This is a genomic window from Geoalkalibacter subterraneus (assembly GCF_000827125.1).
In the GTDB taxonomy this organism is placed as follows: Bacteria; Desulfobacterota; Desulfuromonadia; order Desulfuromonadales; family Geoalkalibacteraceae; genus Geoalkalibacter_A; species Geoalkalibacter_A subterraneus.
In genome coordinates this window covers 3,107,650-3,132,970 of record NZ_CP010311.1, presented here as the reverse complement: position 1 = coordinate 3,132,970, position 25,321 = coordinate 3,107,650, and the positions used below count along the sequence as shown (strand labels likewise).

Genomic DNA, 25,321 nt, shown 5'->3' with positions numbered 1-25,321 from the left:
AACACCGTTCCAAAATACACCATAAAACATAACATCTCTCTTTTTGTAACATATTTACGCTGCTAAAAGTCCGTTTCCGAAAACCCATAAATGTTCAAAATTTCGAGAAATAATCATTCCTGAAAGAAAATGAAAAAAAACCGTCTTGGCGGTTGACTAAAGTAAAACAGCGTATTATTTTTGTTTTGGCTTGCTGGATTGTTGGCCGCTCCTGTCGTCGCTTGAAACGTTGTCCGTCGCCGCACCCCCGGCTTTTGGGTCAATCTTTTGCGTAAGGAGTGCATGATGCCGGCAAGGGACAAAGAGACCTACTGCATCCGCTCTGTGGAGAATGCCCTGGCTTTGCTGGAGGCGCTCGGCGAAGAGGAGGATGAGCTGAGCCTTTCGCGGCTGAGCGAGCGGTTGGGTATGAACAAGGCCAGTGTGTTCAGGTTGCTGGCGACATTCGAGAGCCGTGGGTATGTTGAGCGCAAGGAAGGCGCGCGCGGATACTGCTTGGGGCCGCTGGCTTACGAGATCGGGCAGAAGCTGCTTTCGCGCATGGCGTTGCTCCGCAAAGCCCGTCCGGTGATGGAGCGTCTGGCGCGCGAATGCAGCGAGGCGGTTTATCTGGTGCTGCGACGCCAGGATGAGGCTCTGTTTATCGATATGGTCGACAGTGCTCACCAGGTTAAGGTTGTCTCCCTTGTGGGTAAGCGGTTTCCGTTGCGGGATTGTGCGGCGGGGCGCGTGCTTCTTGCTTTTGCGGAGCCGCCCTCGTCTGAGCCTGGCCATGGGTGCGGGCCTGCTGCTTCCATTGACGAAGATATGCAGATCGTTCGGCGCCAGGGGGCGTGCTATGACCGTCATGGTGTCGGTGAAGGCAGCGCCTGTGTGGCGGTGCCGCTTTTTGCCGGTGGCGGCAGGGTGGTAGGGGCCCTTGCCGTGGTTGGCCCAGATTTCAGGATCACCCCGGAGGCTGTGGATTCTGTGTTGTTGCCCGCATTGTGTGCGGCGGCCGACACCATCAGTTCCAAGCTGGGTTATCTGGGGGCAGAGTTCCCTTCCGCAGGAGTTCACTGACGTTGGATTTTTCCCGCCGTGCGATTTCTACGCATCGCAGGTTTTTCGCTCCTGGCGGTGAAACGTCGGGGGCAATTTTCCCAAACATTCAATAAAACAAGGTTTTTATGGTATTTAAGGTGACACAAGTGCTGAGTAAAAAGTGTTTTTGGACAAATTCAAACAAAGTTTTATTTTATTGTTGACAAAATTCTGCTTTGACGCATAATTTGTAACAAATACGCATTTAAGCCTATTCGAAGTGAAAGTAACAGTGTTTAAAACAGATGAAATAAAATGACGCTTATATGGTTTTGGTGATTTTTTTTAAGGTTTGAGTGAAAACAATTTTAAACGGTGTTATTTCTTCCGGGGGTCGGCGCCTGGCAGGTAGGCGACAGGAAAATCAGAGTTAGAATGAAAAACAGGTTCGGTAAAAGGGGAATGAGTTTCACAGGGTAAAACGCGAGAGGTTCATTTTCTCTCACCACAAGGAGGTTTTATTCATGGAAATGGACAGAAGTGCACAAGCGTATTGGAAAGCAGTGCTGCGGCTGGTGGGGCAGATCCTGGCGGTCTGGTTTATTGTTTCTTACGGGGCCGGCATTATGTTTGCCGACGCTCTCAATAACATTTCTCTGGGTGGTTATCCGCTGGGCTTCTGGTTTGCACAGCAGGGTTCTATGTATATTTTCATCGCGCTGATCTTCATCTACGCCAAGCTGATGCAACGGATCGATGAAAAATTTGACGTTCACGAGCAATAAGGAGGTGTGATCAATGAGTCTCACAGCGATTACTTATCTGGTGGTTGGTCTCACCTTCGCCCTGTACATCGGCATCGCCATCTGGGCGCGTGCGGGGAGTACCAGCGAATTTTACGTCGCCGGCGGCGGCGTGCATCCGGTTCTCAACGGTATGGCCACAGGCGCCGACTGGATGTCGGCCGCATCGTTCATCTCCATGGCGGGTCTGATCGCCAACATGGGTTACGGCGGCAGTCTCTTTCTGATGGGGTGGACCGGCGGTTATGTGTTGCTGGCCATGCTGCTGGCGCCCTACCTGAGAAAGTTCGGCAAGTTTACCGTGCCGCAGTTCGTGGGTGACCGCTTCTATTCCAAGGGGGCGAGCACCGTGGCGGTTATCTGCCTGCTGGTGGCGTCGCTGACCTACATCATCGGTCAGATGACCGGTGTCGGCGTGGCGTTCTCCCGTTTCCTCGGCGTCTCCAACGCCACCGGCATTTTCGTCGGCATGGCCATCGTCTTTATGTACGCGGTGTTCGGCGGCATGAAGGGGATCACCTACACCCAGGTCGCTCAGTACTGCGTGCTGACCCTTGCGTACACCGTGCCGGCGATCTTCATCTCGCTGCAGTTGACCGGCAACCCGATCCCGCAGCTCGGTCTGGGTTCCGATATGGTGGGGACCAGCGAGCCTCTGCTGCACAAGCTCAACCAGATCGTCATGGATCTCGGCTTCCACGAGTACACCACGCAGGTCCCGGGCAGCAAGCTCAACATGTTTGTCTATACCGCGTCGCTGATGATCGGTACCGCAGGTTTGCCTCACGTCATCATCCGCTTCTTTACCGTCCCCAAAGTTAAGGACGCCCGCTATTCGGCAGGTTGGGCCCTGGTGTTCATCGGCATCGTCTACACCACCGCTCCGGCAGTGGCCGCCATGGCGAAAATGAATCTGCACGGCACCGTCAACCAGGCGGTTATGAGTGGCGGAGATTTGTTCGACAATAACAATATCCTCAGGTACGAAGATCGGCCTGCCTGGATGGAGCGCTGGGAAGTCACCGGCCTGCTCAAGTGGGAAGACAAGAACAACGATGGCCGCATTCAGTACTACAATGACAAGACCACCAATCCCGAAGTGCTGGCCAAGGCCGAGGCAGCCGGTTGGAACGGCAGCGAGTTGAGCGTTAACGCTGACATCATCGTTCTTGCCAACCCGGAGATCGCCCTGCTGCCCAACTGGGTTATTGCTCTGGTAGCCGCGGGTGGTCTCGCTGCCGCGCTCTCCACCGCGGCCGGTCTGTTGCTGGCGATCTCTTCGGCGATTTCGCATGACCTGCTGAAGGATATGTGGATGCCGGACCTGAGTGAGAAGGGCGAGCTGATGGCTGGTAAAATCACCATGGCCTGCTCGATCCTGGTGGCCGGTTACCTCGGTCTCAATCCGCCGGGCTTCGCGGCGGGTACCGTGGCCATCGCCTTCGGTATCGCCGCCAGTTCCCTCTTCCCCGCTCTGATGATGGGTATTTTCAACAAGCGCATGAACAAGGAAGGCGCCATCGCCGGTATGCTCTCCGGTCTCGGCGTCACCCTGATCTATGTGTTCGCTCACAAAGGGATCTTATTCATCAAGGGGACCGAGTTCCTCGGCCTGTTCGGGGGCGAGCCCAACTTCTTTTTCGGGATTTCGCCCAACGCCTTCGGCGCTATCGGTGCCATCGTCAACTTTGCAGTGGCCTATTTCGTCAGCAAGGCAACTCCGGCTCCGCCTGATCACATTCAGGATCTGGTGGAAAGCGTCCGCGTACCCCGCGGTGCCAAAGCGGTCGACGGAAGCCATGGTCATTAACCTCAGGAAAGGCCCGGTTCATTCTGGCCCATAGCACAACAAACCCCGCCGGTGGCTGCCGGCGGGGTTTTTGCTTAAGCGACCATAATCGGCGGACGGAATTAGAATTTTATTGCCTGCACTGAGTGGCTCGGGTACAAGTATAAGCTGAAGAAACGAAACAGGAGAAAATAATGGTTTTTGATGTCAGTGTTATTCTGACCTGGTTGCTGTTTCTGGCCCTTTTCCCCATTGCGTTTGTCTGGCTGCGCCGTGCCTGGCGCATCTTTAAACAGGGGGATTATTCCGAAGTGGCCTTGAAAAAGGGGGAGCCGCCCCCGAATCCGCGCAAATGGGCCAAGCCCGTGGGGCTGGTGAATCTGATTGCCGGCCTGGTTCTGGTGTGGATAATCGTCGGCGTGCCGTTCTGGATCGCTACCGGAGTGGAACTCGGTCCGTTTACCCGTTACGAACAGTGGAGCGCAGTGGGCGGTTCGACTATCTGGCTCAAGATCATCGCCGATTTTATTATCAGCCGTCAGGCGCATCCGTTTCCTCTCGGGCGCAAGAAAAACCAGAAGCAGGGATGATTGTGACCACTGTTCTATCATCCGACATCAAGGCTTCCTCTGCGGGAGCCTTTTTCTTGTCAAGCTGCATCGGGAATGCATCTAAACCCTGGAGTTCGCTATGGGTCTGATTCGAACTCTAAGAGATTCCGAGCCTTTCAGGGACCTTCCCGACGAAGCGATCTCCGAATTGGAGCGAGTCGCCGAGACGCGCAATTTCCCGCCGCTGGTGCACATCTTCAATCAGCATGATTCGCCGACCGGCTATCTCTATCTCATCAAAGAAGGGTTGGTGGAGATCGTCGCCCTGACGCCGGGCGGCGTCGAAATGGTTGTAGACTACCGCAAAGAAGGCGGTTTCTTCGGCGGTACGCCGATTTTTACCCACGAGCCCTATACCGCCGGAGCCCGCACCGTAAAAGCCACTGAATGCTACCTGATCCCGCAGGATGCCTTGGTAGAGATGGCGGAGCAGTATCCCCGCATCCGCGAGTATTTTACCCGCGTGATTCTTTCGCGGGTACGTAATCTCTACTCAGAGATGGTCGACGATCATGCCCGCGCTGCCCTCACTCAGATGGATGCTTACCCGTTCAAGAAGCGTCTGTCCGAGATCATGACCACTCCGGTGCAGACCTGCACGCCGGAGGAATCGATCCGCGAAGTGGCCCGGCGCATGATTCAGTATGACATCGGGGCGATGATTGTCTCCGAGGCCGATCGGCCGGTGGCGGGCATCATTACCAAGCACGACCTGGTGGAGAAGGTGCTGGCACGCGACGGCCTTAACTGTGACCAGGTTAGCGCCGCTGAGGTGATGACGCCGCACCCGCACCGCATGGCGCCCGATGCCTACATGTATGAAGCGACCGCCTTCATGCTGCGCCACAAGATTGAGCACATGCCCGTCATCGACGGTGGCGAGGTGGTGGGCATGGTCACTCTGCGCAATCTGATGCGCTTTCGTTCGCAGAAATCGATGCTGCTGGTGGGTAGCGTGCGCGAAGCGCAGACCGTTGAAGAGCTGGTGGCGGCGCGGGCCGGCATGGTGGAGGTGGCCAAGGCTCTGATGGGCGAGGCGCGCTCGCACTTCGAGACCATGGAGATTCTCTCTTACATTCATCACTGCATCATGCAGCGGGCATTTGACCTGGTGCTGGCGCAGATGAAGGAGGAGGGAGCGACACCGCCCGATATCAAATTCTGCCTGATTATCATGGGCAGCGGCGGGCGCAAGGAGATGCTGCTCGGCCCCGACCAGGACAACGGCATCATCTACGAGGATTTCCCCGATGCGCTCCAACCCGAAGTAGACGCTTTCTTCGTGCCTCTCTGCGAGCGGCTGGTGGACACCTTCGAGCGTATCGGCTATCCGCGCTGCAACGGCAAGGTTATGGCGGATAATCCCATGTGGCGCGGGCGCCTGAGCGACTGGAAAGAACGCATCTCGGGGTGGATCGACGTGCCCGAACCCAAGCGGGTCATGTATTCGACCATCTTTCTCGATTTCATGCCGCTGGTCGGCGATCCGACCCTGTGCCAGGATCTGCGCGAGATCCTGCACCGCGCCATTCGCCGCAAGCCGATCTTTCTCTATTATCTGCTGGAGAATGAACTGAACAACAAGGTGCCTGTCGGTCTGCTGGGACGGTTTGTGACGGAGAAAAGCGGCCCCCATAAAGGGGAGCTGTCTCTCAAGCAGGCCGGCAGCGTGTTCATTGTTGACTGTGTGCGCATGTTTCTGCTTGAGCGCGGCCTCGACGCCACCACTACGGTCGAGCGCCTGGATGCGCTGGTCAAGCTCAACGTCTTCAACCAGGAGACCGCCGATCACCTCAAGGCCGCGCTTGAAGCCTTCACTTTCCTGCGCCTGCGCCAGGAAATCGCCCTTATCGACCAGGGACAGCCCCCCTCCCATTACCTCGATCCCTACGCCCTCGGCAAAAACGAGCAGGACCTGCTGCGCGAAGCCTTCCGGGCGGCAGGCAAGCTGCAGGATTCCACCAAGCGTCACTTCGGCCGCGGCGCGCGCTGAAAACGGATCCCCCATTACTGTAATAGCTGATTCTATTTCTTTGCGGCGGATTTTTTACGGGTAGTGACAGGCGGTTTGGAAGGGGATGAATCCTCACTTTCCAGACTGATCTTCACCGGCACATACTGCCGTACCAGGCGTTTGTCCACCGGGTAGAGTTTCGCCCCTTCTTCGATGCGTTCCGCCGGGTCAGCCTCGGTCAGCGACAGGGTGCCGTTGCTGCTTTCGAGAACGCACAGCGCTTTTTTTCCAGCGCCCGCAATTTTGACTTTTTTTTCCTTGCCGGCGGGAACCCAGGTCAGCTCCTGCACGATATAGGCGCTGCATTCCAGCGCTTCCACCGCTTCAGCCGCCTTTTCCGGCGGCAGCTCGTCGAGTGTGCCCGTGTAGACTTCGAGGGACTGGTCGTCTTTGACGAGAAAGTACATGGGCGCGATCCTCCTTTTGGTCGCTCTGGTCACCGTCTTTTCGAGCGGTGTCGATTCGGCTATGCGGGCGATCTGGCCGGCGGTCAGCCCTCTGCACGGGAAATGGCCGCATTTGGGGCAGGACTCCAGAATCTTTCGCTGCTGATGGACTCCGCACCAGATGAAACGGCTGGGTTTTGCCATGAAAAAAACATCCTCCCGCCGACGCGTTTGTTATTCCGTACCTCTGTACTTTTTATAACGCAGAGGCGACGTGCAGGTCGATCTTTTCCCGCGCCAGCAGGTTGGCAATCTCGCGTGGCGGCGGCGCATCGGTGAACAGGGCGTCGATCTGTTCGATGGGGCAGACCCGCACCAGGGCGTTACGGCCGAACTTGGTGTGATCCGCTGCCAGAAATACCTTGCGCGAGTTGGCGATGATGGCCTGCGCCACTTTGACTTCCCGGTAGTCGAAGTCGAGCAGTGAGCCGTCACGGTCGATGCCGGAGATGCCGATGATGCCGTAATCGACCTTGAACTGACGGATGAAATCGAGGGTGGCCTCGCCGATGATGCCGCCATCGCGCGGGCGCACAATGCCGCCGGCAATAGTGACCTCAAAATCGGCGTTGGCGCTCAGCAGGGCCGCGACATGGAGGTTGTTGGTGATGACTCGCAGCCCCTGATGGTCACGCAGAGCTTTGGCCACCTCCTCGGTGGTCGTGCCGATATTGATGAAGATAGAGGCCCGGTCCGGAATCTGGTCGGCCACCAGAGCGGCGATGCGTTTTTTCTCCTCGAGGCACAAGACCTGGCGAACCTGATAGTCGACGTTTTCAATGCTCGAAGCCAGGCCGGCCCCGCCGTGATAGCGTCGCAACAGCCCCTGGGAGCAGAGTTCGTTGATGTCGCGGCGGATGGTTTGCGGGGTAACGTCGAGAATGCGCACCATCTCTTCGGTGGCGACAAACCCCTGCTGCTGGGCCAGGTCCATGATCTGCTGCTGGCGCGGAGTGAGGTCGGGTTGACTGGGCGTCATCGAAAGCTCTCTTTTCGTTGTCGAACAAATATTAAATGAAAACGAAAACAATTTTGCCATGTTTCCTAAAAAAAATCCACAAAGAACTCCCATCTTTCTCGGCAATGTAAAGAAGTCCGTCTTGCTATTTTAAAACTTTATGCTTTTTTTCGTTTACAAACATTTAGGCCCCTGCTATGTTCGTTTTAGAACACAAGAGAGCCCATTATATAAAGGAGGCGGTTATGACAAGAAAGCAGGTCCTTTCCCGCTTACGGCAAGATGATCCCTATGACCTGCTGGTGATCGGCGGAGGCGCCACCGGCTGCGGCACCGCCCTTGACGCGGCCAGCCGCGGCCTGAAGACCGCCCTGATCGAAAAAAATGATTTTTCGGAGGGGACCAGCAGCCGCAGCACCAAGCTGGTGCATGGCGGGGTGCGTTACCTCGAAATGGCGATCAAGCGCCTCGACCGGACCCAGTACAACCTGGTCAAGGACGGCCTCTATGAGCGTGGCGTTCTGCTTAAAAACGCGCCCCATCTCGCCAACCGCCTGCCGCTGGTAACGCCGCTCTACAGCTGGCTTGAAGTGCCCTACATCTTTGCCGGCCTCAAGCTCTACGATATTCTGGCCGGCAAGATGGGGATCGGCGGCAGCCGCATCGTCAGCCGCAAGGAGGCGCTGAAACGTTTCCCCATGCTCAAGAGCGAAGGGCTCAAAGCCGGTGTGCTCTATTATGACGGCCAGTTCAACGACGCGCGCATGGCGGTGACGCTGGTGACCACCGCAGGCCGCCAGGGTGCGGTCACCGCCAATCACGTTGAGGCCTTGTCGCTGGTGAAGGAAGATGGGCAGATCACCGGCGCGCAGGTGCGGGACAAGATCAGCGGTGAAGAATTCATGGTGCGTGCCCGGGGCGTAGTCAACGCGGCCGGCCCCTTCGTCGACAGTATCCGCCGGATGGATGAGCCGGATGTCGAACCAATCCTCAAGGCCAGCTCAGGTATTCACATTGTGCTGGACAAACGTTTCGTTCCTCCGGAGACCGGCCTGATGATCCCCAAGACCGAGGACGGCCGGGTGCTTTTCATCCTGCCCTGGCAGGGACATGCGCTGATCGGTACCACCGATGAACCGGCGGAGATCACCGACCATCCACGCCCCAAGGAGGAAGAAGTCGCCTATCTGCTGCGGCATATCAGCAAGTATTTCGACCTGGAGATCACCGAGAAGGATATCAAATCGACCTGGTCCGGACTGCGCCCGCTGCTGCATGACCCCAAGGCGGCCGATACCGCGCGCCTGGCCCGCGATCATATTATTCAGGTCAGCGGTTCGGGGCTGCTGACCATTGCCGGCGGCAAATGGACGACCTATCGGAAGATGGCACAGGATGCAGTCGATCATGCCGTCAAGACGTTTAATCTGTCTCCTGCAGCAGAATGCTTCACAGATCATCTGCCCCTGGTCGGGGCTGAAGATTATCGTGAAGATGGCGATCAGGTTCTGATCCGTGATTTCAATCTGGCCGAGGATGTGGCCTCGCATCTGCATCGCAGCTACGGCAGCGAAGCGCCCAAGGTGGCAGAGCTGGCCCGACAAGGGCTTGGCGAGCGTCTGCATCCCGACCATCCGGTGATCGAAGCCGAGGTGGCCCACGTGGTCCGTTTTGAGCAGGCCGAGCGCGCCGCCGATGTGCTGGTGCGCCGCACGACCCTCGCTCTGCTCGACAAGGAAGCGGCTGGGATGGCTGCCGAGCGGGTGATCGCAATCATGGCGAAAGAGCTGTCCTGGGATGAACCAAGGTGTCAGGCGGAGCGCGACCTGTTCGCCGAGCGTCTGCAAACCGCTCTCTAGGAGGAAAAAGATTATGAACTGTTATCCCTGTGCCAGAGAAAACAAAGAAACTCCGGCCGTGGCAGTCTGCTCGGTGTGCGGCAAGGGGCTGTGTCTCGAACATACGGTGGAGCGTGAGCTGCCGCTGGTACAGCGAGTCTCCGGCTGGGTCGATCAGTCGCTGATCCATCTCCTCTGTGCCGAGTGCGCAGAAGTGAAAACCCTCACTGACTAGAACAAAAGGCTTCAACGCAGAGGCGGGGAGCGGTGGTGAGATACAGATCTGATGGATCTCTTTTATCTCTCCTTCTCAGCGGCTCTCCGCTAAGGATTGAAGGTTTTTTCTATTGATTTAACACAAGGTGGAACGGATAAAGGAGGTGCATCGTGGCGGGCAGCGATATCTTTCTGGGCGAGTTTATCGGGACCATGATCCTGGTTTTGCTGGGTGACGGCGTGGTCGCCAACGTCCTGCTGGAGAAATCTAAAGGGCAGAATTCCGGCTGGATCGTGATTACTGCGGGATGGGGGTTTGGCGTTGCTATCGCTGTGTATGTGGCGGGCTGGATCAGCGGCGCACATATCAACCCTGCGGTGACTCTTGGGTTTGTCGCCATCGGCCAGGTCGGTGCGATGGATGCTGTGATCTACATGTGCGGGCAGTTTTCCGGAGCTTTTGCCGGCGCGGTGCTGGTGTGGCTGGCCTATCTGCCGCATTGGGGCAAGACTGACTCGCCCGAACTCAAGCTGGCGGTTTTCTGCACCGGCCCGGCGATCCGTGCCTACAGCCGCAACCTGGTGACGGAGATCATCGGTACTGCCTTTCTGTTGATTGGGGTTATGGGGATATTTAACGCCAACAACGGCATCGGCAGTGGATTCGGGCCTTACGCCGTTGGGATTCTGGTCTTCAGCCTCGGGCTCTCGCTTGGCGGTCCCACCGGCTACGCTATCAATCCGGCACGCGATCTCGGGCCCCGCCTGGCCCATGCGCTGTTGCCCATTGCGGGCAAGGGGCACTCCGATTGGGCCTACTCCTGGGTGCCGATCGCAGGGCCGGTGATTGGCGGTGTGCTCGGAGCTGTTTTGTATCAGACCGTTGTGACAAGACTGGTCGTCGGTTAGTCTATGAGAAACCTGAAAAAACGTAACTATTCAACTCGCGGGGGTCGCAACTCCCATGACAAGGATGTTTGGCGCCAGGGATGGCGCCAATCAAACGGCCAGGGATGGCGAAAAGTGGTCCTTGTCATGGGAGTTGCGAGCCCATGCTGAACAGGTGCAAAAAACAAACGGGGGAGAATCGTCATGGCTAAATACGTTGTCGCGCTTGACCAGGGAACCACCAGCACCCGCTGTATGATCTTCAACCGCGGTGGCGAAACCGTCGCCAACCACCAGCTCGAACATGAGCAGATCTGCCCCAGGGCAGGATGGGTGGAGCACGATGCCATGGAAGTCTGGAAGCGTACCAAGGACGTGATTCATGCCGCCACCGAGAAGGCCGGGCTGATCGCGCGCGACATCGCTGCCATCGGCATCACCAACCAGCGCGAAACCACCGTCGTCTGGGATAAAAAAACCGGGCAGCCCTACTGCAACGCTATCGTCTGGCAGGACACCCGCACCGACAAGATCTGCAACCAGCTTTCCGAAAACGGCGGCCAGGATCGCTTCCGCCCCAAGACGGGACTGCCGCTGGCGACCTATTTTTCCGGACCGAAAATCAAGTGGATGCTCGACAACGTACCCGGCCTGCGCGAGGCCGCCGAGCGTGGCGATGCGCTGTTCGGCAATATGGACACCTGGGTGATCTGGAAGCTCACCGGCGGCCCGGGGCCTGAAGCTGCCCATGTCACCGACGTCACCAACGCCTCGCGCACGCTGCTGATGAACCTGGAAACTCTTGACTGGGATGATGAAATCCTGGCCGAACTCGGCATCCCCCGCTCCATGCTGCCGCAGATTCGTCCATCGAGCGACCCGGAATTCTACGGGCTGACCCGCAGCGGCGGTCCTTTCGGCGGAGAAATTCCCGTCTGCGGCGACCTCGGCGATCAGCAGGCAGCCACCGTCGGACAGACCTGCTTCGAGGTGGGGGAGGCAAAAAATACTTACGGCACCGGCTGCTTTCTGCTGCTCAATACCGGTAACGAGATCGTGCACAGCAAGCATGGGCTGGTGACCACTGTCTGCTACCAGTTGGGTAAAGAGAAGCCCGTTTATGCCCTGGAAGGTTCCATCGCCATCGCCGGCGCCCTGGTGCAGTGGCTGCGCGACCGCATGCGGCTGATCAACACCTCGGCCGACGTGGAAAACCTGGCGAAGATGGTTGAAGACAACGGCGGCATCTATTTCGTGCCCGCTTTTTCCGGCCTGTTCGCTCCTTACTGGCGCAGCGAGGCGCGCGGTCTGATCATCGGCATGACCCGCTTTATCACCCGTGGACATATTGCACGCGCCACCCTGGAGTCCACCGCTTTCCAGACCCGGGAGGTGGTCGACGCCATGCAGGCCGACTCGGGTGTGACGCTGTCGACCCTCAAGGTCGACGGCGGCATGACCGCCAACGAGTTGCTGATGCAGATCCAGGCCGACATTCTGGGTGTGCCGGTGATTCGTCCCAAAGTCTCCGAAAGTACTGCATTGGGCGCCGCCTACGCCGCCGGGCTGGCGGTGGGCTACTGGAAAAACATCGATGACCTCAAGAAGAACTGGGCGGTTGACAAGACCTGGCAGCCGTCTGAAGATGACACCCTGCGCACCAAGAACTATCACATGTGGAAAAAGGCCGTGTCGCGCACTTTTGACTGGCTGGAAGATTAGAAAAAACGTCAAGGCGCAAAAACTTCTTGTTTTTCCGTGAAAAACCTGTAGTATGCCCCGCTGACTGTTCCATTGGTTGGCGGGGTTCAGCTTTTTTTATCCGCCGGCTCCTCATCGCTCCCTGACCCACCCCTCCGCATCCGGTTCCTTCACGAGCCCATGGCGACAAAACAGGTTGGCGACGATGCATGAAATGCCAGTCCTGTTTGTGCCGTAACCGATTTGTTCCCGGTGTCCTGACGACGTCCGGCGGTTCGGCGCGCCACCTCGTATTGCCTTTTGTTCTTTAGCCCGGATTATTCATGAAAACTTCTGCTGCAACCGACAATTGCCCGCCATCTCAAGCCGTGCTCGCTCCTTGCGCTTCGACGTACTGTGAGTACGTCTGTAGGGCAACTCCCTGTGCCAGGCTTGATCTGACGGACACTTGCCGGTTTCGCGACGAAGCTTCATGAATAACCCGGGCTAGACGGCGAAAGGAGAAGGAATTCTTGTGACTTTTTCTGACCTGAAATTGAGTGAACCTATTCAACGCGCCATCAAAGCCTGCGGCTATACCGAGCCGACCCAGATCCAGGCGCGCTCCATCCCTGAGATCATCGCTGGTCGTGACGTAATGGCCTCCGCCCAGACCGGGACGGGCAAGACGGCCGCTTTCATGCTGCCGGTGCTGGAGAAGCTCTCCACCGTGCGTAAAGGTCCCAAGGGCGCCCCTCGTGTCCTGGTGCTGACACCGACCCGCGAGCTGGCTTCCCAGGTGACTGAAGCGACCCGCACCTACGGGCGATTTATCAATATGCGCAGCGCCGTGATCCTCGGTGGAGTACCTTATGGCCCGCAATTCCGTGACCTGAGCCGGCCTATCGATCTGGTGGTCGGCACGCCGGGCCGACTGATCGATCATCTCGAGCGCGGCAGCCTCGATCTGTCGCGGCTGGAGTTTCTGATTCTGGACGAGGCCGACCGTATGCTCGACATGGGCTTCAAGGAGGATGTGGAGAAGATCACCGCCGCAGCTCCCGCCGCCCGCCAGACCCTGCTCTTCACTGCCACGCTCGATCGCCCCATGGCGGATCTGGCGCGCCGACTGCTCAAGGAGCCGGTGCGCATCGATATCGCGGGCAAGAAAGTGACCCACGAACACATCGTGCAGCATCTGCATGTCGCCGACGGCCTCGAGCATAAAAAACGCCTGCTCTGTCATCTGGCCGATGACAAGGGCATGACCTGCGCCATCATCTTTTCCGCGACCAAGGCGGGGGCCGACACTCTGGCGCGCGATCTGACACGCAGCGGTCACCGGGCTGCTGCTCTGCACGGCGACATGAGCCAGGGGGCGCGCAACCGCACCGTGGGTGATCTGCGCCGCGGCAAGATCCGCCTGCTGGTCGCGACCGACGTTGCGGCGCGCGGCCTCGATGTCTCCGGCATCAGTCATGTCATTAATTTTGATCTGCCTCAGGCCGCCGAGGATTACGTACACCGCATCGGCCGCACCGGCCGCGCCGGAGCTTCCGGGATTGCCATCTCCTTTGCCGCCGGTGATGAGGCGATCCGCCTGCAGCGCATCGAGCGCTATATCGGCCAGGCGCTGGCGCAGTCGGTGATTCCAGGTCTTGAGCCGACGCGCCCGCTGCGCAATGCCCGCCCCGCTGGAAATGGTAAAAAACGCTTTGGCAGCAAGCCTGCCGGCCGCAGTGACAAGAGCGGCCGCAAGCCCTGGGAGCGTAAGACCCGCAGGGATGCCAAGGGCCCGGTGATCGAGTACCGCAGCCGCAAAAATGAGTCGCGAGGATAAAACCCCTTCTGGCTCTTTGAAATTACTGTTTTTCAGTCAAGAACCCCCGGCGTTTATAAGTTAATTGCACTTATGGACGCCGGGGGTTCTTTGTGGTACGCTTCAGCGTCGCTGTATACGGATGTCGAAGATTTTGAATATCCATCGCGGTGCAGGAGCCATTTTATGGATAAAAAACTTCCTTACGGATTCGGAAAAACAGTTGAGAGGCCTTTTGACGAGGTGGTGGAGCGGGTGCGCGCGACACTCCGGGAGCAGCAATTCAAACTTATGAGCGAGATTGACGTGACCCGGCGTTTTAAGGAGGATATGGGGATGGATTTTCGACGTTACCGGATCCTGGGGGCGTGCAATCCTCATGTGGCTTACAAGGCGCTGTCCACTGAGATCGATATGGGGTTGCTTTTCCCCTGCAACGTGGCGATTTACGAGGAGAGCCCCGGCAAGACGACGGTGATGGCTGTTGATCCGGTGGTGGTATTCGGTTTCAACGACAGCGTCTCTCTGCAGAACCTGCTGGTGCAGATCCGCGATCGTCTCAAACTTGCCATTGACAAAGTCTGATGTTTTCGCAAAAAAAACGCCTAACGCCGTAGGGCGGAATCTTTGCGACGCCATCAAAAAAAGGCCTGCCGAATGTTCGGCAGGCCTTTTTTTGATGCGTCATTGTCCACTCCGACTCAGCCTTTTTTGTCCTCGGACCCATCTTCAAGTCGTTCGGCTTTGTCGCTGTTCTCGTCTTCATCGTCTTTCATGCCGGATTTGAAGTTGCGCAGTCCCTTGCCGAGGGCGCTGCCGACCTGTGGCAGTTTTCCGGCGCCGAAAATGATCAGAACCAGCACCAGAATAATGATCAGTTCTTGTGTTCCCAGTCCAAACATGTCCTTGATCTCCTCTTCGTAGAATCCAACCCGAATTCACAATACAACGCAGCGCGCAAAAGCGCAATTGTATACATTTTCTTGCCTGAGATCCGAATGTCCGTAGAATAGATCTCATGACCAAGAAAATAATTCATCCGGATGAGGCGGCCCGGCGGGCCTGGCAGTCTTTTTTTATCCTGCTTGGGGGGATGCTGGGGCTGGTGGTGGCCATGGGGATCGGCCGCTTCGTCTTTACTCCGATTCTGCCCCTGATGCAGCGCGACCTTGGCTTGAGCCACGGTGCGGCTGGCTGGCTGGCCGGCCTCAATTACCTGGGTTACCTGGTCGGTGCCCTGGCCTGCTCGCTGGCTCCAGCCCGCTGTGGCCACCGGCTGGTGGGAATAGCGGCGCTACTGGCCAGCATTGCCACCACTTTCTTTATGGCGATGACCCAAACCCTCTGGGTGTGGGGGATGCTGCGTCTTGTCGGCGGGATCGCCAGTGCGCTGCTGTTTATCCTGATTTCCAGTGAGGTGGCCGACGCTCTGGCCCGTCGCCGCCATCTGCCCTGGTTCGGCGCCCTGTACGGCGGAGTTGGATTGGGGATCGCCCTGAGCGGGTCGCTGGTGCCGGTTTTTGATAAGGTGGGCGGCTGGCAGGGGACCTGGATCGGCAGTGGCCTAATTGCCGTTCTGCTTGCAGCGCTTGGCGTAGCCCTGGGGCGGCGCAGGGGGAGCGTGCCGGCGCAGGCCGTGGCGACGGATTCTGCGGGCGGCCGTGGAAAGCCCCTCTGGCCGCTGGCGGTCGCCTACTTCTTCGAGGGGCTCGGCTATGTGGTCACCGCCACATTCCTGGTGGCGATCGTTGCTGCTGCGCCCGGTATGGCGCATCTGGCCCCCTATGCCTGGGTCGCGGTGGGGTTGGCGGCCATGCCGTCGACTTTATTGTGGCCCCGCTTTGCCCGGCGGGTCGGAACGCGCTTCGCCCTGCTGGCGGCTTTTGCCTTGCAGGCGACGGGAATCCTGGCGGGTATTGGCGCTGAAAGCATGCTGCTTGTGGCTTTTTCAGCGTTTTCTTTCGGGGCCACTTTTATGGGGATCGTGGCCCTGGTGATGGCAGAAGGGGGGCGGCGCATGCCGTTCGCACAGCGCCGTTCAGCGGCGGTTCTGACCGCCTGCTTCGGTATCGGGCAAATGCTCGGTCCCCCTGCCGCCGGAGTCCTCGCGGATCTTCATCATGGTTTCGGTCTGCCCCTTTTGCTGGCAGCCCTCGCTATTGGCGTGGGCGCTGTCTTTATCGCGCTGGATCGTGGATTCAGTGATGCCCCTCAACCATGATGCTTTCGCAAGAAAGCCAAATTTGAAAGGAGTCGACACGATGCCTTATGTCAACATCAAGATCACCAAAGAAGGCGCCACCGCCGAGCAGAAGGCGCGCCTGATCGAGGGCGCTACTCAACTGCTGGTGGATGTGCTGGGCAAGAACCCCGCCACCACGGTGGTGGTCATCGACGAAGTGGAGACGGACAACTGGGGCGTCGGCGGTGAGTCCATCACCGTGCGTCGTCGCACGGGACAGTAGTATTCAAAACCGGCCGTAGAGCTGCACCGCCAGAATCAGTGCCATCAGTGTCGTCGCAATCCAGCAGGAAACGATATCGGAACTCTTCACGGGCGGGTCCGCCGCCATCTTTCGTGCCTGCTCTGTGACCACCTCGTCCGGAACATGGGACAACAATGACCGGACCAGGGTTGGAAAGTCGGCATAGGCATTGGAGATGATCAAAAAATGCGCCTCGCTGCTGATACTCAGGAAGGCGCGCTTTTTGACCACCACCGCCTCGACTTCGGTCACCTCGTCGTAGCGCAGGGAGCGGTTGCGCAGGAATTTATGAATGGTGATCGCCTCGGGGCCGATCTCCGCGCTTCGGGTGGCGCTTTCAAGAAAAATGCCTGCCACTGGAATGATCAGGGCGCTTAAAACGATGATCTTGCCGGTGCTCTGCCCCTGCAGCAGGGTGACGATCAGCAGGGCGACGGAGAGGGCCAACAGCAGGCCGAGAGGCAGCAGAAATGCACGGCGGATGCGAAACTGGGCCGTGTCATGCGGCGATGCGGGCGGGTCGTTCTGAGCCTGGCTCATGATGCGTCCTCCCGTGCACGGATGAATGTGCCGCTTTTGCCGCCGTGTTTTTCCATCAGGCGGATGGCGCCGATCTCCATCTCCCTGTCCACCGCTTTGCACATGTCGTAGATGGTCAGTGCCGCCGTGGAAACGGCAGTCAGGGCTTCCATTTCGACGCCTGTTTTTCCGTCCACCGACACCCGAGCCTCGATTTCAACCCGTCCGGCGCCGGGGCGAGGGGTGAAATCGAGTTGAATGGAGCCGATGGGCAGCGGGTGGCACAGGGGGATCAGGTCCGGGGTTTTCTTTGCGCCCATGATGCCGGCGACGCGTGCCACGGCAAAGACATCCCCTTTTTCGACGTCACGATCAAGGATGCGGGTGAGGGTGGATTCCTTCATGCGGATTTCGCCGTGCGCTATCGCCAGACGCCGGGTGTCGGTTTTGCCGCCGACATCGACCATGACAGCGCGGCCTTCGGCGTCGAAATGGGTCAAATGATCGCTCATTTTTCGTTTTCCTCCGGGGTGAAAATGTCTTCGAGCATCTCCTCGGCGCTTTTGACGCCCATGAGGCGCAGGCCGGGCGGCGCTTCGAGGTTTTTCAGATTGCCGGCGGGCAGAATGCAGCGGTTAAAACCGAGACGGGCGGCCTCCTTGACGCGCAGGTCGGGGTGCGAAACCGCCCGTACTTCGCCCGCCAGCCCCACTTCGCCGAAGACGATGGTGCGTTGTGGTATGGCACGGTTGAGATGACTTGAAGCCAGCGCGGCCATGACGCCGAGGTCGACCGCCGGTTCGTCGAGGCGCACGCCTCCGGCGACATTGAGAAAAATATCCTGGGCGGGCAGAGACAGCCCGACTTTTTTGTCGAGCACGGCGACCAATAGCGAAACCCGGTTATGGTCAAAGCCCATGGTGGTGCGGCGCGGCGTGCCGAAGGAGGTGGTCGAGACCAGCGCCTGCAGTTCGACCAGGATAGGACGGCTTCCTTCGAGAGCCGGAACCACTGCGCTGCCGGCCGCGCCGTCCGGGCGCTCCGACAGAAAAAGTTCCGAAGGATTGGAAACTTCGGCCAGGCCGCGGTCTTTCATCTGAAACACGCCGATCTCGTTGGTGGAGCCGAAGCGGTTTTTGACCGCGCGTAGAATGCGGTAGGGATGACCTGGATCGCCCTCGAAGTAAAGCACCGTGTCGACCATGTGCTCCAGCATGCGGGGTCCGGCGATGGCGCCGTCTTTGGTCACGTGGCCGACCAGAAAGGTCGGGATGCCGTCCCCTTTGGCGACCTGCATCAGACGGCTGGCGCATTCGCGCACCTGGCTGACGCTGCCGGGTGCCGAGTCCAGGGCGGCGGTGAAAATGGTCTGGATCGAGTCGATGACCAGAAAAGCGGGTTTGAGTTCCGCAACCCGTTCGAGAATCGCTTCAAGGGAGGTTTCGGCCAGCAGAAAAACATCGCGCGGCGAGACTCCCAGCCGGTCCGCTCTCAGTTTGACCTGGCGCGCCGATTCCTCGGCGGTCACATACAGGGCGCTGCCCTGTTCGGACAGGCGGCTGACCGCCTGCAGCAGCAGCGTCGATTTGCCGATGCCGGGATCGCCGCCGATCAGGATGAATGACCCGGCCACGATTCCGCCGCCCAGCACCTGGTCGAATTCACCGATCCCGCAGCGGCGCCGGTCTTCCTTGGTGACCGCGACCTGGGGCAGTCTTTGCGGACGGCTGCTTGAAGTGGGGGCGCGGCTGTCACGGGCAGGCGCGGTCTTTTCCTCGACCAGGGTGTTCCAGGCCTGGCAGTCGGGGCAGCGTCCCAGCCATTTGGGGCTTGTGCCGCCGCACTGCTGGCAGACGAAGATGGTTTTAATGCGGTTTTTGGCTGGTTTCATAAGAGCTCCGCAGGCATTCTATGCCCTGGCGGCGACGGCGTCAACTTTCGTCTGAAGCTTTGTGGACAGTGGTTTTCATGGGAGACCGCCGTCGATTTTAGCCTTGCGATCATTGTCCCTGCGATATAATTCGAATATCCGCTCCGCTCGGAAATAAGTGTTCCATAATTGGGCGGTTCTGGCCCTTTTACGGAGGGTGCTCTTGTGAAAATCGGCTTGTTTAAATTCCTCTGCCTGGTTCTGACCGCTTTAGGAATCGAGCCGGGACGTGACCTCATTGAAAGGCATTTGGGATATAATGCTTCCGCCGATGCGATGCAGCGAGGAGACGTTGCCGGACCCTTGCTGGCAGATTCAAACTTTGCGACAAAAAGCCTTTGCAACTACCTTTATGAATGTTCCTTTAACCTTCTTTGTGTGCTAATATCTTGTTTTGGAACGATTTATGACGAGATGCGAACTGAAATACGGACACGAGGTGTTCCGCTGCGATCTGCCCGGGGCAAGGATCCTCACGCCGAGCGTCTTACCGCCGCGGATATCGGCCGCTGATCTGGTGCGGGAGGCGCTTGCTCAACCGCTGGGCAGTCCGCCGCTGGATCAGATCGTGCGCCCGCGCGAGAAGGTCACGATTGTGACCTCCGATATCACGCGATATACCGGCAGCGAGCATTATCTTCCGATTCTGGTGGAACAGCTTAACGCGTGCGGCGTCGCCGATGAGGACATCCTCGTTCTTGTAGCGTTGGGGATTCATCGCAAGCAGAGTGATGCCGAACACCGCAAGATTCTCGGCCCGCTGTCCGGGCGCATCCGCATCCTCGACCATGAGTGTGACGACCCGGCGGAGCTTAGACTTCTCGGCACCACCGCCGGCGGTATGCCGGTTTCGGTCAACCGCCACGTGGTTGAGACCGACCGGGTGATTGTCACCGGCACGGTCGGTTATCATTATTTTGCCGGCTTCGGTGGTGGTCGCAAAGGGCTGGTGCCCGGGGTGGCGTCGCGGGAAACCTGCATGGCCACTCATTTTGCCGTGTTCAATCCACCGGAGGTCGGTGGCAAGCATCCGCGGGCGGTGACCGGCGTGCTTGACGGAAACCCGGTGCATGAAGCTATTCTGGAGGCCGCCCGCCTTGTCGAACCCGATTTTCTGCTCAATACGGTGCTGACCCCCGACAAGCAGATCAGCGCCGTGTTCTGCGGGGGACTGGAAGCGGCCCACCTTGCCGGCTGCGAGCTGTGCCGCGAACTCTACAGCGTGCCGCTGGAACGGCCGGCCGACCTTGCGGTGGTCTCCTGCGGGGGCTATCCCAAAGACATCAATTTCATCCAGGCGCACAAGGCACTGGATTACGGGGTCAATGCGGTTCGGCCCGGCGGCACGCTGATTCTGCTGGCCGCCTGCGCCGATGGTTTCGGCAACAAGACTTTTTTCGACTGGTTTCAGTATACCGATCCGGCCTCGTTCGAAAAAGCGCTGCGTTCCGGCTATGAAATCAACGGTCAGACCGCCTATTCTACCCTGATGAAGGCGCGCTCCCATCGCGTGATTCTGGTGAGCGAATTCGGCCCGGTGGAAACCGAGAAAATGGGAATGGAAAAAGCGCGAAATCTGGATGAGGCTTTGCACCTGGCTCAGTCTGATCTGCCCGAGAACCCATTCACCGTAATCATTCCCGATGGCGGCACCGTCTTGCCGGTGACCGCCCGACTCTGAGAAAAGGATCAGGCATGGGCGAAACAGCTGAGCCGCAAGGACAAATGAGCCGACGCGAAATCCTTCAGCGCGTGCTGAGTTCCGATTCCCTGCCCACTCTGCCGACGGTGGCGGCCAAGTTGTTGTCGATCACCTCCGATGAGGAGACGACGGTACGCGAGATCGCCGAGCTGATTTCCCACGACATGTCGCTGTCCGCCAAGGTGCTGCGGGTGGTCAACTCCTCTTTTTACAGCCTGTCCTCCAAGGTCGGAAACATTCAGCAGGCGGTCACGATTCTCGGCATTCAGGCAGTGCGCAGCCTGGTTCTCTCCTTCTCCCTGCTCAACCTGACCCGGACGCCGTGCAGGGGCTTTAATCACAAAATATTCTGGGAGCGTTCGCTGGCTTCGGCGGTTTCGGCGCGCCTGATTATGGGGTATCTCGATGAATCCCAACGTGAGGAGGCCTTTGTCGCAGGGCTGCTGCAGAATATCGGGGAGATGATCCTGGCCATTGAATTCCCCGAAGATTGTGAACGCATCAGGGCGATGATTGACCAGGGATGTGAGGAAATGCTGGCTGAACAGCGTGTCCTGGGGGTCGACCATGCCGTCCTGGGGCAGGCGATTGCCCGGAAGTGGGGCTTTCCGTCTTCGCTGGTGACACCGATCGCCTATCATCACAAACCGCAGAGCTACCTGAGTGGCAACGAGGCGGCCGATCGTCTCAACAAGGTGGTGCATGTCTCCTATCTGATGGCCGGCATTTTTTACTCGGACCGGCCGGAAGTTTACCATCGCCGGTTTGTCGTTGAATCGAAAAAACTGCTGGGTCTTGATCCGACGCTGGTCGATGACATCGCCTCGCGGGTTCATACCGAAGTCAACCGGGTGGCGGGCTATTTTGGCATGCAGGTGAATATAGAGCACTCGGTGGAAGAGATTCTGCAGGAAGCCAACACGCGGCTGGCGCAGATCAACATGACCTACGAGCAGATGAACCGCGAGCTGACCGAAGCCAAGATGGAGCTGCACAGGCTGACTCGCGAGCTGCAGGAGAAAAATCGCCGTCTTGAGGCGCTGGTCAACCTTGATGGCTTGACGGGTGTTTACAACCATCGCTACTTTCAGTCCACCCTGCGCAAGGAAATCAGCCGCGCGCGCCGTCACGCCCACCCTTTGAGCCTCATCATGGCTGATGTGGACCATTTCAAGGGGTTCAACGACCATCACGGGCACCAGGTCGGTGATTTCATCCTGCGCGAGATGTGCCAGGTGATGACCCGCGTTCTGCGGGAGTACGACCTGATTGCCCGCTATGGCGGTGAAGAGTTCGCAGTTGTGCTGCCGGAAACCGATCTTGATGCCGCACTGAATGTGGCCGAAAAAATCCGCCTGGAAGTGGCGGAATCCCGCTTCGAGCAGGACGGCAAAACCTACCAGGTGGCCCTGAGCCTCGGGGTCGCCACTCTTTCGCCGGACGATCGCGCGACGACCTCGGATGAGCTGATCGGTCAGGCTGACCAGGCGCTGCTGCAGGCCAAACGCAAAGGGCGCAACCGGGTGCTGGCATTCGGTGAGAAAAACCGCTGGCTGGATCGGATCTGGCCGGGATAGATTGTTGTTATTTTTTTTAGAGGGGCGGTTTTATAAATGACGGATACTATTCTCAACCATATTTTTTCAGCGGAGTCGCTTCCTACCCTGCCGGCGGTGGCGGCCAAAGTGCTGACATTGTCTGCCGGAGAGGAGACCGACCTGCGCGAGCTGTCGCGGGTCATTTCGCAGGACGTCTCCTTGTCGAGCAAGATTCTCAGGGTCGCTAATTCGCCATTGTACGGCTTTTCCACACCCGTGGGGACGATCAACAAGGCTGTGTCGGTTCTGGGGACCAACTCGGTGCGCAGCCTGGTACTTTCGTTTTCCCTTATCGACCTGGGAGAACGGGGCAGATCCCAGGGGTTCAACTACACCCGGTTCTGGGAGCGCTCGCTGGCGACGGCGGTGGCCGCCCGTCAGCTCATAATGCGATGCGACGCGAGCTGTGCGGAGGAGGCTTTTATCGCCGGTCTGCTCGGCAATCTGGGAGAAATGCTGCTGGAGCTCAGTTTCCCGGAGCGCATGCGTGAAGTGGACCTGCGGGTGGAGGTTCACGGTTTGCAGAGGGTAGAGGTCGAACGGACCTTGGTGGGAGTCGACCATGCCGAAGTCGGTGCAGAAGCGGCGCGGCGCTGGCGGCTGCCGCCGCAGATTGCGCAACCGGTGCGCTACCATCATGATCCGCCTCGTGCAGTGGATGATCCCAATATGGACCGTCTGATCCGGGTCTGTCATTTGGCCGCCGTGCTGGCGGAAGTTTTTTTTGCTGCCGACCCGCGTCCATATGAGGAGCAGTTTCAACGGCGTGCTGAGGAGCTGCTTGACTTTAATGCACAAGCCTGTCGCGAACTGAGCGCCGGAATTCACGACGAAGTCAATGAGGCGGCGGGCTATTTTGGGTTGAACCTTCACCTCGAACGCTCCATCGAGGAGATTCTTCAGGAGGCGAACCAGCGTCTGGGCGAGATCAATCTGGCTTATGAACAGAGCAATCGAAAGCTGCTGCGGACCAACCGTGATCTGTTGGACAAGACCACTTCGCTTGAGCGGCTGGCTCACCTTGATGGGTTGACCGAAGTCTACAATCGGCGTTTTATGCAGACCTTCCTGTGTAGTGAGCACAGTCGCGCCACACGTTTAGATAACTCCCTCGCGCTGATCCTTGCCGATGTCGACGATTTCAAGGCGCTTAACGATTGCCTCGGTCATGTTGCCGGCGACCAGGCCTTGCGGGAAATCTGCCGCGTCTGCCGAAAAGTGGTGCGTGATTACGATTTGATTGCACGCTACGGCGGCGAAGAGTTTGCATTTGTCCTGCCGGAAACGACTCTGGAAGAGGCCGAGGGTCTTGCCGAAAGATTGCGGCATTCCATTGCGGAACATAAGTTCTGTTTTGATGGCAATTTCCGGCAGATCACTTTAAGCCTCGGGGTCACAGCTATTCGGCCGGCCTCTGACCGGCTGGGAGTTGACTGTTTGCTGCGATGCGCCGACCAGGCCCTGCTCAAGGCTAAATCGGGCGGGAAAAACAGGGTGGTTATTTTGTCAGGCCCGGAGCAGCAGGCGTTGTGCTCGCCCCTCGAACCTTGTCGGTAGAATCTGATTTAGACTTTCCCTTTATCTTAAACAAGGACAGATACTCGATGCTTGATTCCCGAATCATCAATGCACTGCGTGAGGTTGTCGGCAAAGACAATGTCACTACAGACAAAGCGGACCTGCTCTGCTACAGCTACGACGCCACCCAGCAGAAATTCATGCCGGAGGTGGTCGTGCACCCTTCGACCTCTGAACAGATCAGCCGCATCATGAAACTGGCCAATGCCGAAAAGATCCCCGTCTTTCCGCGGGGTGCCGGCAGTGGCTTTACCGGCGGCTCGCTGCCCACCGGCGGCGGCATGGTGGTGACCACCGAGCGCATGGACCACATTCTGGAGATTGACCAGGACAACCTGGTGGCGGTGGTTGAGCCGGGCGTGGTGACCGAACAGTTTCAGAAGGAGGTGGAGAAGGTGGGGCTGTTCTATCCGCCCGATCCGGCCTCCCTCAAGTTCTCCACCCTGGGGGGCAACGTCGCCGAATGCGCCGGCGGGCCGCGCTGCGTCAAGTACGGCGTGACCAAGGATTATATCCTCGGGCTGGAGATCGTGACTCCCACCGGTGACATCATCACGACCGGCGGTTCCACCATGAAAGGGGTCGTGGGGCTCGATCTGACCAAGCTCATGTGCGGCTCGGAAGGCACGCTGGGGATCATCACCAAGATCGTCATCAAGCTGCTGCCGCTGCCGGAGGCCAAAAAGACCATGCTGGTGCTGTTCGATTCCATCGACGGTGCAGCCCAGGCCGTTTCGACTATTGTGCGCAACAAGATCATCCCGGCCACCCTGGAGTTCATGGACGGGCGCACCATCGACTGCGTGCGCCAGGCCACCGACCTGCAGGTGCCTGAAGGGGCCCGCGCCGTGCTGATCATCGAGGTGGACGGCGACCGTGAATTTCTGGATAAGCAGGCGCAGCGCATTGCCGAGATCATCAAGCCCCTCGGCGTGGTTGAGACGCGCATCGCCGAGACGCCGGCCGAAAGCGAGGCGCTGTGGCAGATCCGCCGCTCGGTGTCGGCCTCGCTGCGCAAGGTCAACCCCGACAAGTTCAACGAGGACATCTGCGTCCCGCGCTCCAAGCTTCCGGACATGATCCGCAAGATTGACCAGATCGCCGACCGCCACGGTGTGCCCATCGTCAACTTCGGTCATGCCGGCGACGGCAATATCCATGTCAACATCATGATCGACAAAAAAATCCCCGGCGAGTTGGAAAAAGCGGAAAGAGCGATCGAGGAGGTCTTCAAGGGCGCGCTGGAGCTGGGCGGGACCATGAGCGGTGAGCACGGCGTCGGCATCGCCAAGGCCGCCTACATCCCCCTCGAACTCACCGAGGAAACGGCCGCCTATATGAAGAAGATCAAAAAGGCCCTCGATCCCAACAACATTCTCAACCCCGGCAAGATCTTCCTCGACAACTGATAAGGATAAGGAGG

At 58.5% G+C, this 25,321-nt stretch carries 23 protein-coding genes; 17 read left to right on the top strand and 6 right to left on the bottom strand.

The genetic code is table 11. The features are described 5' to 3' along the window. The first annotated feature begins 282 nt into the window (after nucleotides 1-282). The 5 genes from GSUB_RS14600 (at nucleotide 283) to GSUB_RS14580 (ending at nucleotide 6,219) form a co-directional block, all read left to right on the top strand. A complete protein-coding gene (locus tag GSUB_RS14600) occupies nucleotides 283-1,062 on the top strand; it encodes an IclR family transcriptional regulator (RefSeq protein ID WP_084212126.1) in 780 nt (259 codons plus the stop codon). Nucleotides 1,063-1,547: 485 nt separating this feature from the next. Continuing rightward, nucleotides 1,548-1,808, top strand: coding sequence for a DUF4212 domain-containing protein (locus GSUB_RS14595; RefSeq protein ID WP_235269844.1), 261 nt, complete (start codon nucleotides 1,548-1,550; stop codon nucleotides 1,806-1,808). A gap of 13 nt (nucleotides 1,809-1,821) precedes the next feature. Further along, nucleotides 1,822-3,636: a sodium:solute symporter family protein gene (locus GSUB_RS14590; RefSeq protein WP_040201445.1), complete on the top strand. Its 1,815-nt coding sequence runs from the start codon at nucleotides 1,822-1,824 to the stop codon at nucleotides 3,634-3,636. A gap of 173 nt (nucleotides 3,637-3,809) precedes the next feature. Next, complete coding sequence (locus GSUB_RS14585) at nucleotides 3,810-4,205, top strand: hypothetical protein (protein ID WP_040201444.1); 396 nt, start codon at nucleotides 3,810-3,812, stop codon at nucleotides 4,203-4,205. A 100-nt stretch (nucleotides 4,206-4,305) separates the two neighbouring features. Beyond that, nucleotides 4,306-6,219 (top strand): putative nucleotidyltransferase substrate binding domain-containing protein, encoded by a 1,914-nt coding sequence (locus tag GSUB_RS14580; RefSeq protein WP_040201443.1) that lies wholly within the window; start codon nucleotides 4,306-4,308, stop codon nucleotides 6,217-6,219. A 32-nt stretch (nucleotides 6,220-6,251) separates the two neighbouring features. Here GSUB_RS14580 and GSUB_RS14575 read toward each other — a convergent pair whose 3' ends face one another. Beyond that, the gene (locus tag GSUB_RS14575) at nucleotides 6,252-6,830 is read right to left on the bottom strand and encodes a hypothetical protein (RefSeq protein ID WP_040201442.1); all 579 of its coding nucleotides are present in this window, start codon (nucleotides 6,828-6,830) and stop codon (nucleotides 6,252-6,254) included. Between the two features lie 52 nt (nucleotides 6,831-6,882). Further along, nucleotides 6,883-7,665 (bottom strand): DeoR/GlpR family DNA-binding transcription regulator, encoded by a 783-nt coding sequence (locus GSUB_RS14570; protein ID WP_040201441.1) that lies wholly within the window; start codon nucleotides 7,663-7,665, stop codon nucleotides 6,883-6,885. Nucleotides 7,666-7,889: 224 nt separating this feature from the next. Between GSUB_RS14570 and GSUB_RS14565 the strand changes: the two genes are divergently transcribed. The 6 genes from GSUB_RS14565 to GSUB_RS14540 all read left to right on the top strand — a co-directional run bounded on the left by GSUB_RS14565 (nucleotide 7,890) and on the right by GSUB_RS14540 (nucleotide 14,670). Then, nucleotides 7,890-9,503 carry a glycerol-3-phosphate dehydrogenase/oxidase gene (locus GSUB_RS14565; protein ID WP_040201440.1) on the top strand — a complete coding sequence of 538 codons (1,614 nt, stop codon included), beginning with the start codon at nucleotides 7,890-7,892 and terminating at the stop codon, nucleotides 9,501-9,503. Between the two features lie 13 nt (nucleotides 9,504-9,516). Next, nucleotides 9,517-9,717, top strand: a complete 201-nt coding sequence (locus tag GSUB_RS14560) for a DUF2180 family protein (protein ID WP_040201438.1) — start codon at nucleotides 9,517-9,519, stop codon at nucleotides 9,715-9,717. Between the two features lie 152 nt (nucleotides 9,718-9,869). Next, the gene (locus tag GSUB_RS14555; protein ID WP_040201437.1) at nucleotides 9,870-10,607 is read left to right on the top strand and encodes an MIP/aquaporin family protein; all 738 of its coding nucleotides are present in this window, start codon (nucleotides 9,870-9,872) and stop codon (nucleotides 10,605-10,607) included. Between the two features lie 183 nt (nucleotides 10,608-10,790). Continuing rightward, the gene (glpK, locus tag GSUB_RS14550; RefSeq protein ID WP_040201436.1) at nucleotides 10,791-12,308 is read left to right on the top strand and encodes a glycerol kinase GlpK; all 1,518 of its coding nucleotides are present in this window, start codon (nucleotides 10,791-10,793) and stop codon (nucleotides 12,306-12,308) included. 493 nt (nucleotides 12,309-12,801) lie between these two features. After that, entirely contained in the window at nucleotides 12,802-14,106 is a 1,305-nt protein-coding gene (locus tag GSUB_RS14545) for a DEAD/DEAH box helicase (protein WP_040201435.1), read from the top strand. Between the two features lie 165 nt (nucleotides 14,107-14,271). Beyond that, complete coding sequence (locus tag GSUB_RS14540) at nucleotides 14,272-14,670, top strand: DUF302 domain-containing protein (protein WP_040201434.1); 399 nt, start codon at nucleotides 14,272-14,274, stop codon at nucleotides 14,668-14,670. A gap of 116 nt (nucleotides 14,671-14,786) precedes the next feature. On the opposite strand, the gene tatA is transcribed toward GSUB_RS14540, so the two are convergent. Continuing rightward, nucleotides 14,787-14,987, bottom strand: coding sequence for a twin-arginine translocase TatA/TatE family subunit (tatA, locus tag GSUB_RS14535; protein WP_040201432.1), 201 nt, complete (start codon nucleotides 14,985-14,987; stop codon nucleotides 14,787-14,789). 116 nt (nucleotides 14,988-15,103) lie between these two features. On the opposite strand from tatA, the gene GSUB_RS14530 reads away from it, so the two are divergent. Together GSUB_RS14530 and GSUB_RS14525 are read left to right on the top strand one after the other, a co-directional pair. Next, the gene (locus GSUB_RS14530) at nucleotides 15,104-16,306 is read left to right on the top strand and encodes a YbfB/YjiJ family MFS transporter (RefSeq protein ID WP_052464973.1); all 1,203 of its coding nucleotides are present in this window, start codon (nucleotides 15,104-15,106) and stop codon (nucleotides 16,304-16,306) included. A gap of 40 nt (nucleotides 16,307-16,346) precedes the next feature. After that, nucleotides 16,347-16,550 (top strand): 2-hydroxymuconate tautomerase family protein, encoded by a 204-nt coding sequence (locus tag GSUB_RS14525; RefSeq protein ID WP_040201431.1) that lies wholly within the window; start codon nucleotides 16,347-16,349, stop codon nucleotides 16,548-16,550. Between the two features lie 3 nt (nucleotides 16,551-16,553). Here GSUB_RS14525 and GSUB_RS14520 read toward each other — a convergent pair whose 3' ends face one another. The 3 genes from GSUB_RS14520 to radA are packed head-to-tail and all read right to left on the bottom strand — an operon-like array spanning nucleotide 16,554 to nucleotide 18,981. Further along, nucleotides 16,554-17,111 (bottom strand): hypothetical protein, encoded by a 558-nt coding sequence (locus GSUB_RS14520; RefSeq protein ID WP_040201430.1) that lies wholly within the window; start codon nucleotides 17,109-17,111, stop codon nucleotides 16,554-16,556. Further along, nucleotides 17,108-17,602: a cyclic pyranopterin monophosphate synthase MoaC gene (gene moaC / locus GSUB_RS14515; protein ID WP_040201429.1), complete on the bottom strand. Its 495-nt coding sequence runs from the start codon at nucleotides 17,600-17,602 to the stop codon at nucleotides 17,108-17,110. Before moaC ends, GSUB_RS14520 begins: the two co-directional genes overlap by 4 nt. Continuing rightward, nucleotides 17,599-18,981 carry a DNA repair protein RadA gene (gene radA, locus GSUB_RS14510; RefSeq protein ID WP_144402040.1) on the bottom strand — a complete coding sequence of 461 codons (1,383 nt, stop codon included), beginning with the start codon at nucleotides 18,979-18,981 and terminating at the stop codon, nucleotides 17,599-17,601. The genes moaC and radA overlap by 4 nt, the downstream gene beginning before the upstream one ends. Nucleotides 18,982-19,426: 445 nt before the next feature. Between radA and GSUB_RS14505 the strand changes: the two genes are divergently transcribed. From GSUB_RS14505 to GSUB_RS14490, 4 genes are read left to right on the top strand one after another with little or no spacing between them, the layout of a single operon-like run. After that, the gene (locus GSUB_RS14505; protein ID WP_040201428.1) at nucleotides 19,427-20,701 is read left to right on the top strand and encodes a nickel-dependent lactate racemase family protein; all 1,275 of its coding nucleotides are present in this window, start codon (nucleotides 19,427-19,429) and stop codon (nucleotides 20,699-20,701) included. A 14-nt stretch (nucleotides 20,702-20,715) separates the two neighbouring features. Then, nucleotides 20,716-22,299, top strand: coding sequence for a sensor domain-containing diguanylate cyclase (locus tag GSUB_RS14500; RefSeq protein WP_052464972.1), 1,584 nt, complete (start codon nucleotides 20,716-20,718; stop codon nucleotides 22,297-22,299). 36 nt (nucleotides 22,300-22,335) lie between these two features. After that, a complete protein-coding gene (locus GSUB_RS14495; RefSeq protein ID WP_040201427.1) occupies nucleotides 22,336-23,877 on the top strand; it encodes a sensor domain-containing diguanylate cyclase in 1,542 nt (513 codons plus the stop codon). 47 nt (nucleotides 23,878-23,924) lie between these two features. Continuing rightward, nucleotides 23,925-25,307, top strand: coding sequence for an FAD-binding oxidoreductase (locus tag GSUB_RS14490; protein WP_040201426.1), 1,383 nt, complete (start codon nucleotides 23,925-23,927; stop codon nucleotides 25,305-25,307). Nucleotides 25,308-25,321: the final 14 nt, after the last annotated feature.

Excerpts from the sequence above, each read along its gene's own strand:
- GSUB_RS14570 (WP_040201441.1), bottom strand. The coding sequence starts at position 7,665 with ATGACGCCCAGTCAACCCGACCTCACTCCGCGCCAGCAGCAGATCATG.
- radA (WP_144402040.1), bottom strand. The coding sequence starts at position 18,981 with ATGAAACCAGCCAAAAACCGCATTAAAACCATCTTCGTCTGCCAGCAG.
- GSUB_RS14505 (WP_040201428.1), top strand. The coding sequence starts at position 19,427 with ATGACGAGATGCGAACTGAAATACGGACACGAGGTGTTCCGCTGCGAT.
- GSUB_RS14585 (WP_040201444.1), top strand. The coding sequence starts at position 3,810 with ATGGTTTTTGATGTCAGTGTTATTCTGACCTGGTTGCTGTTTCTGGCC.
- GSUB_RS14600 (WP_084212126.1), top strand. The coding sequence starts at position 283 with ATGATGCCGGCAAGGGACAAAGAGACCTACTGCATCCGCTCTGTGGAG.
- GSUB_RS14565 (WP_040201440.1), top strand. The coding sequence starts at position 7,890 with ATGACAAGAAAGCAGGTCCTTTCCCGCTTACGGCAAGATGATCCCTAT.
- GSUB_RS14560 (WP_040201438.1), top strand. The coding sequence starts at position 9,517 with ATGAACTGTTATCCCTGTGCCAGAGAAAACAAAGAAACTCCGGCCGTG.
- moaC (WP_040201429.1), bottom strand. The coding sequence starts at position 17,602 with ATGAGCGATCATTTGACCCATTTCGACGCCGAAGGCCGCGCTGTCATG.
- GSUB_RS14520 (WP_040201430.1), bottom strand. The coding sequence starts at position 17,111 with ATGAGCCAGGCTCAGAACGACCCGCCCGCATCGCCGCATGACACGGCC.
- GSUB_RS14500 (WP_052464972.1), top strand. The coding sequence starts at position 20,716 with ATGGGCGAAACAGCTGAGCCGCAAGGACAAATGAGCCGACGCGAAATC.
- GSUB_RS14495 (WP_040201427.1), top strand. The coding sequence starts at position 22,336 with ATGACGGATACTATTCTCAACCATATTTTTTCAGCGGAGTCGCTTCCT.
- GSUB_RS14540 (WP_040201434.1), top strand. The coding sequence starts at position 14,272 with ATGGATAAAAAACTTCCTTACGGATTCGGAAAAACAGTTGAGAGGCCT.
- GSUB_RS14490 (WP_040201426.1), top strand. The coding sequence starts at position 23,925 with ATGCTTGATTCCCGAATCATCAATGCACTGCGTGAGGTTGTCGGCAAA.
- GSUB_RS14595 (WP_235269844.1), top strand. The coding sequence starts at position 1,548 with ATGGAAATGGACAGAAGTGCACAAGCGTATTGGAAAGCAGTGCTGCGG.
- GSUB_RS14590 (WP_040201445.1), top strand. The coding sequence starts at position 1,822 with ATGAGTCTCACAGCGATTACTTATCTGGTGGTTGGTCTCACCTTCGCC.
- tatA (WP_040201432.1), bottom strand. The coding sequence starts at position 14,987 with ATGTTTGGACTGGGAACACAAGAACTGATCATTATTCTGGTGCTGGTT.
- GSUB_RS14580 (WP_040201443.1), top strand. The coding sequence starts at position 4,306 with ATGGGTCTGATTCGAACTCTAAGAGATTCCGAGCCTTTCAGGGACCTT.
- GSUB_RS14525 (WP_040201431.1), top strand. The coding sequence starts at position 16,347 with ATGCCTTATGTCAACATCAAGATCACCAAAGAAGGCGCCACCGCCGAG.
- GSUB_RS14530 (WP_052464973.1), top strand. The coding sequence starts at position 15,104 with ATGACCAAGAAAATAATTCATCCGGATGAGGCGGCCCGGCGGGCCTGG.
- glpK (WP_040201436.1), top strand. The coding sequence starts at position 10,791 with ATGGCTAAATACGTTGTCGCGCTTGACCAGGGAACCACCAGCACCCGC.
- GSUB_RS14575 (WP_040201442.1), bottom strand. The coding sequence starts at position 6,830 with ATGGCAAAACCCAGCCGTTTCATCTGGTGCGGAGTCCATCAGCAGCGA.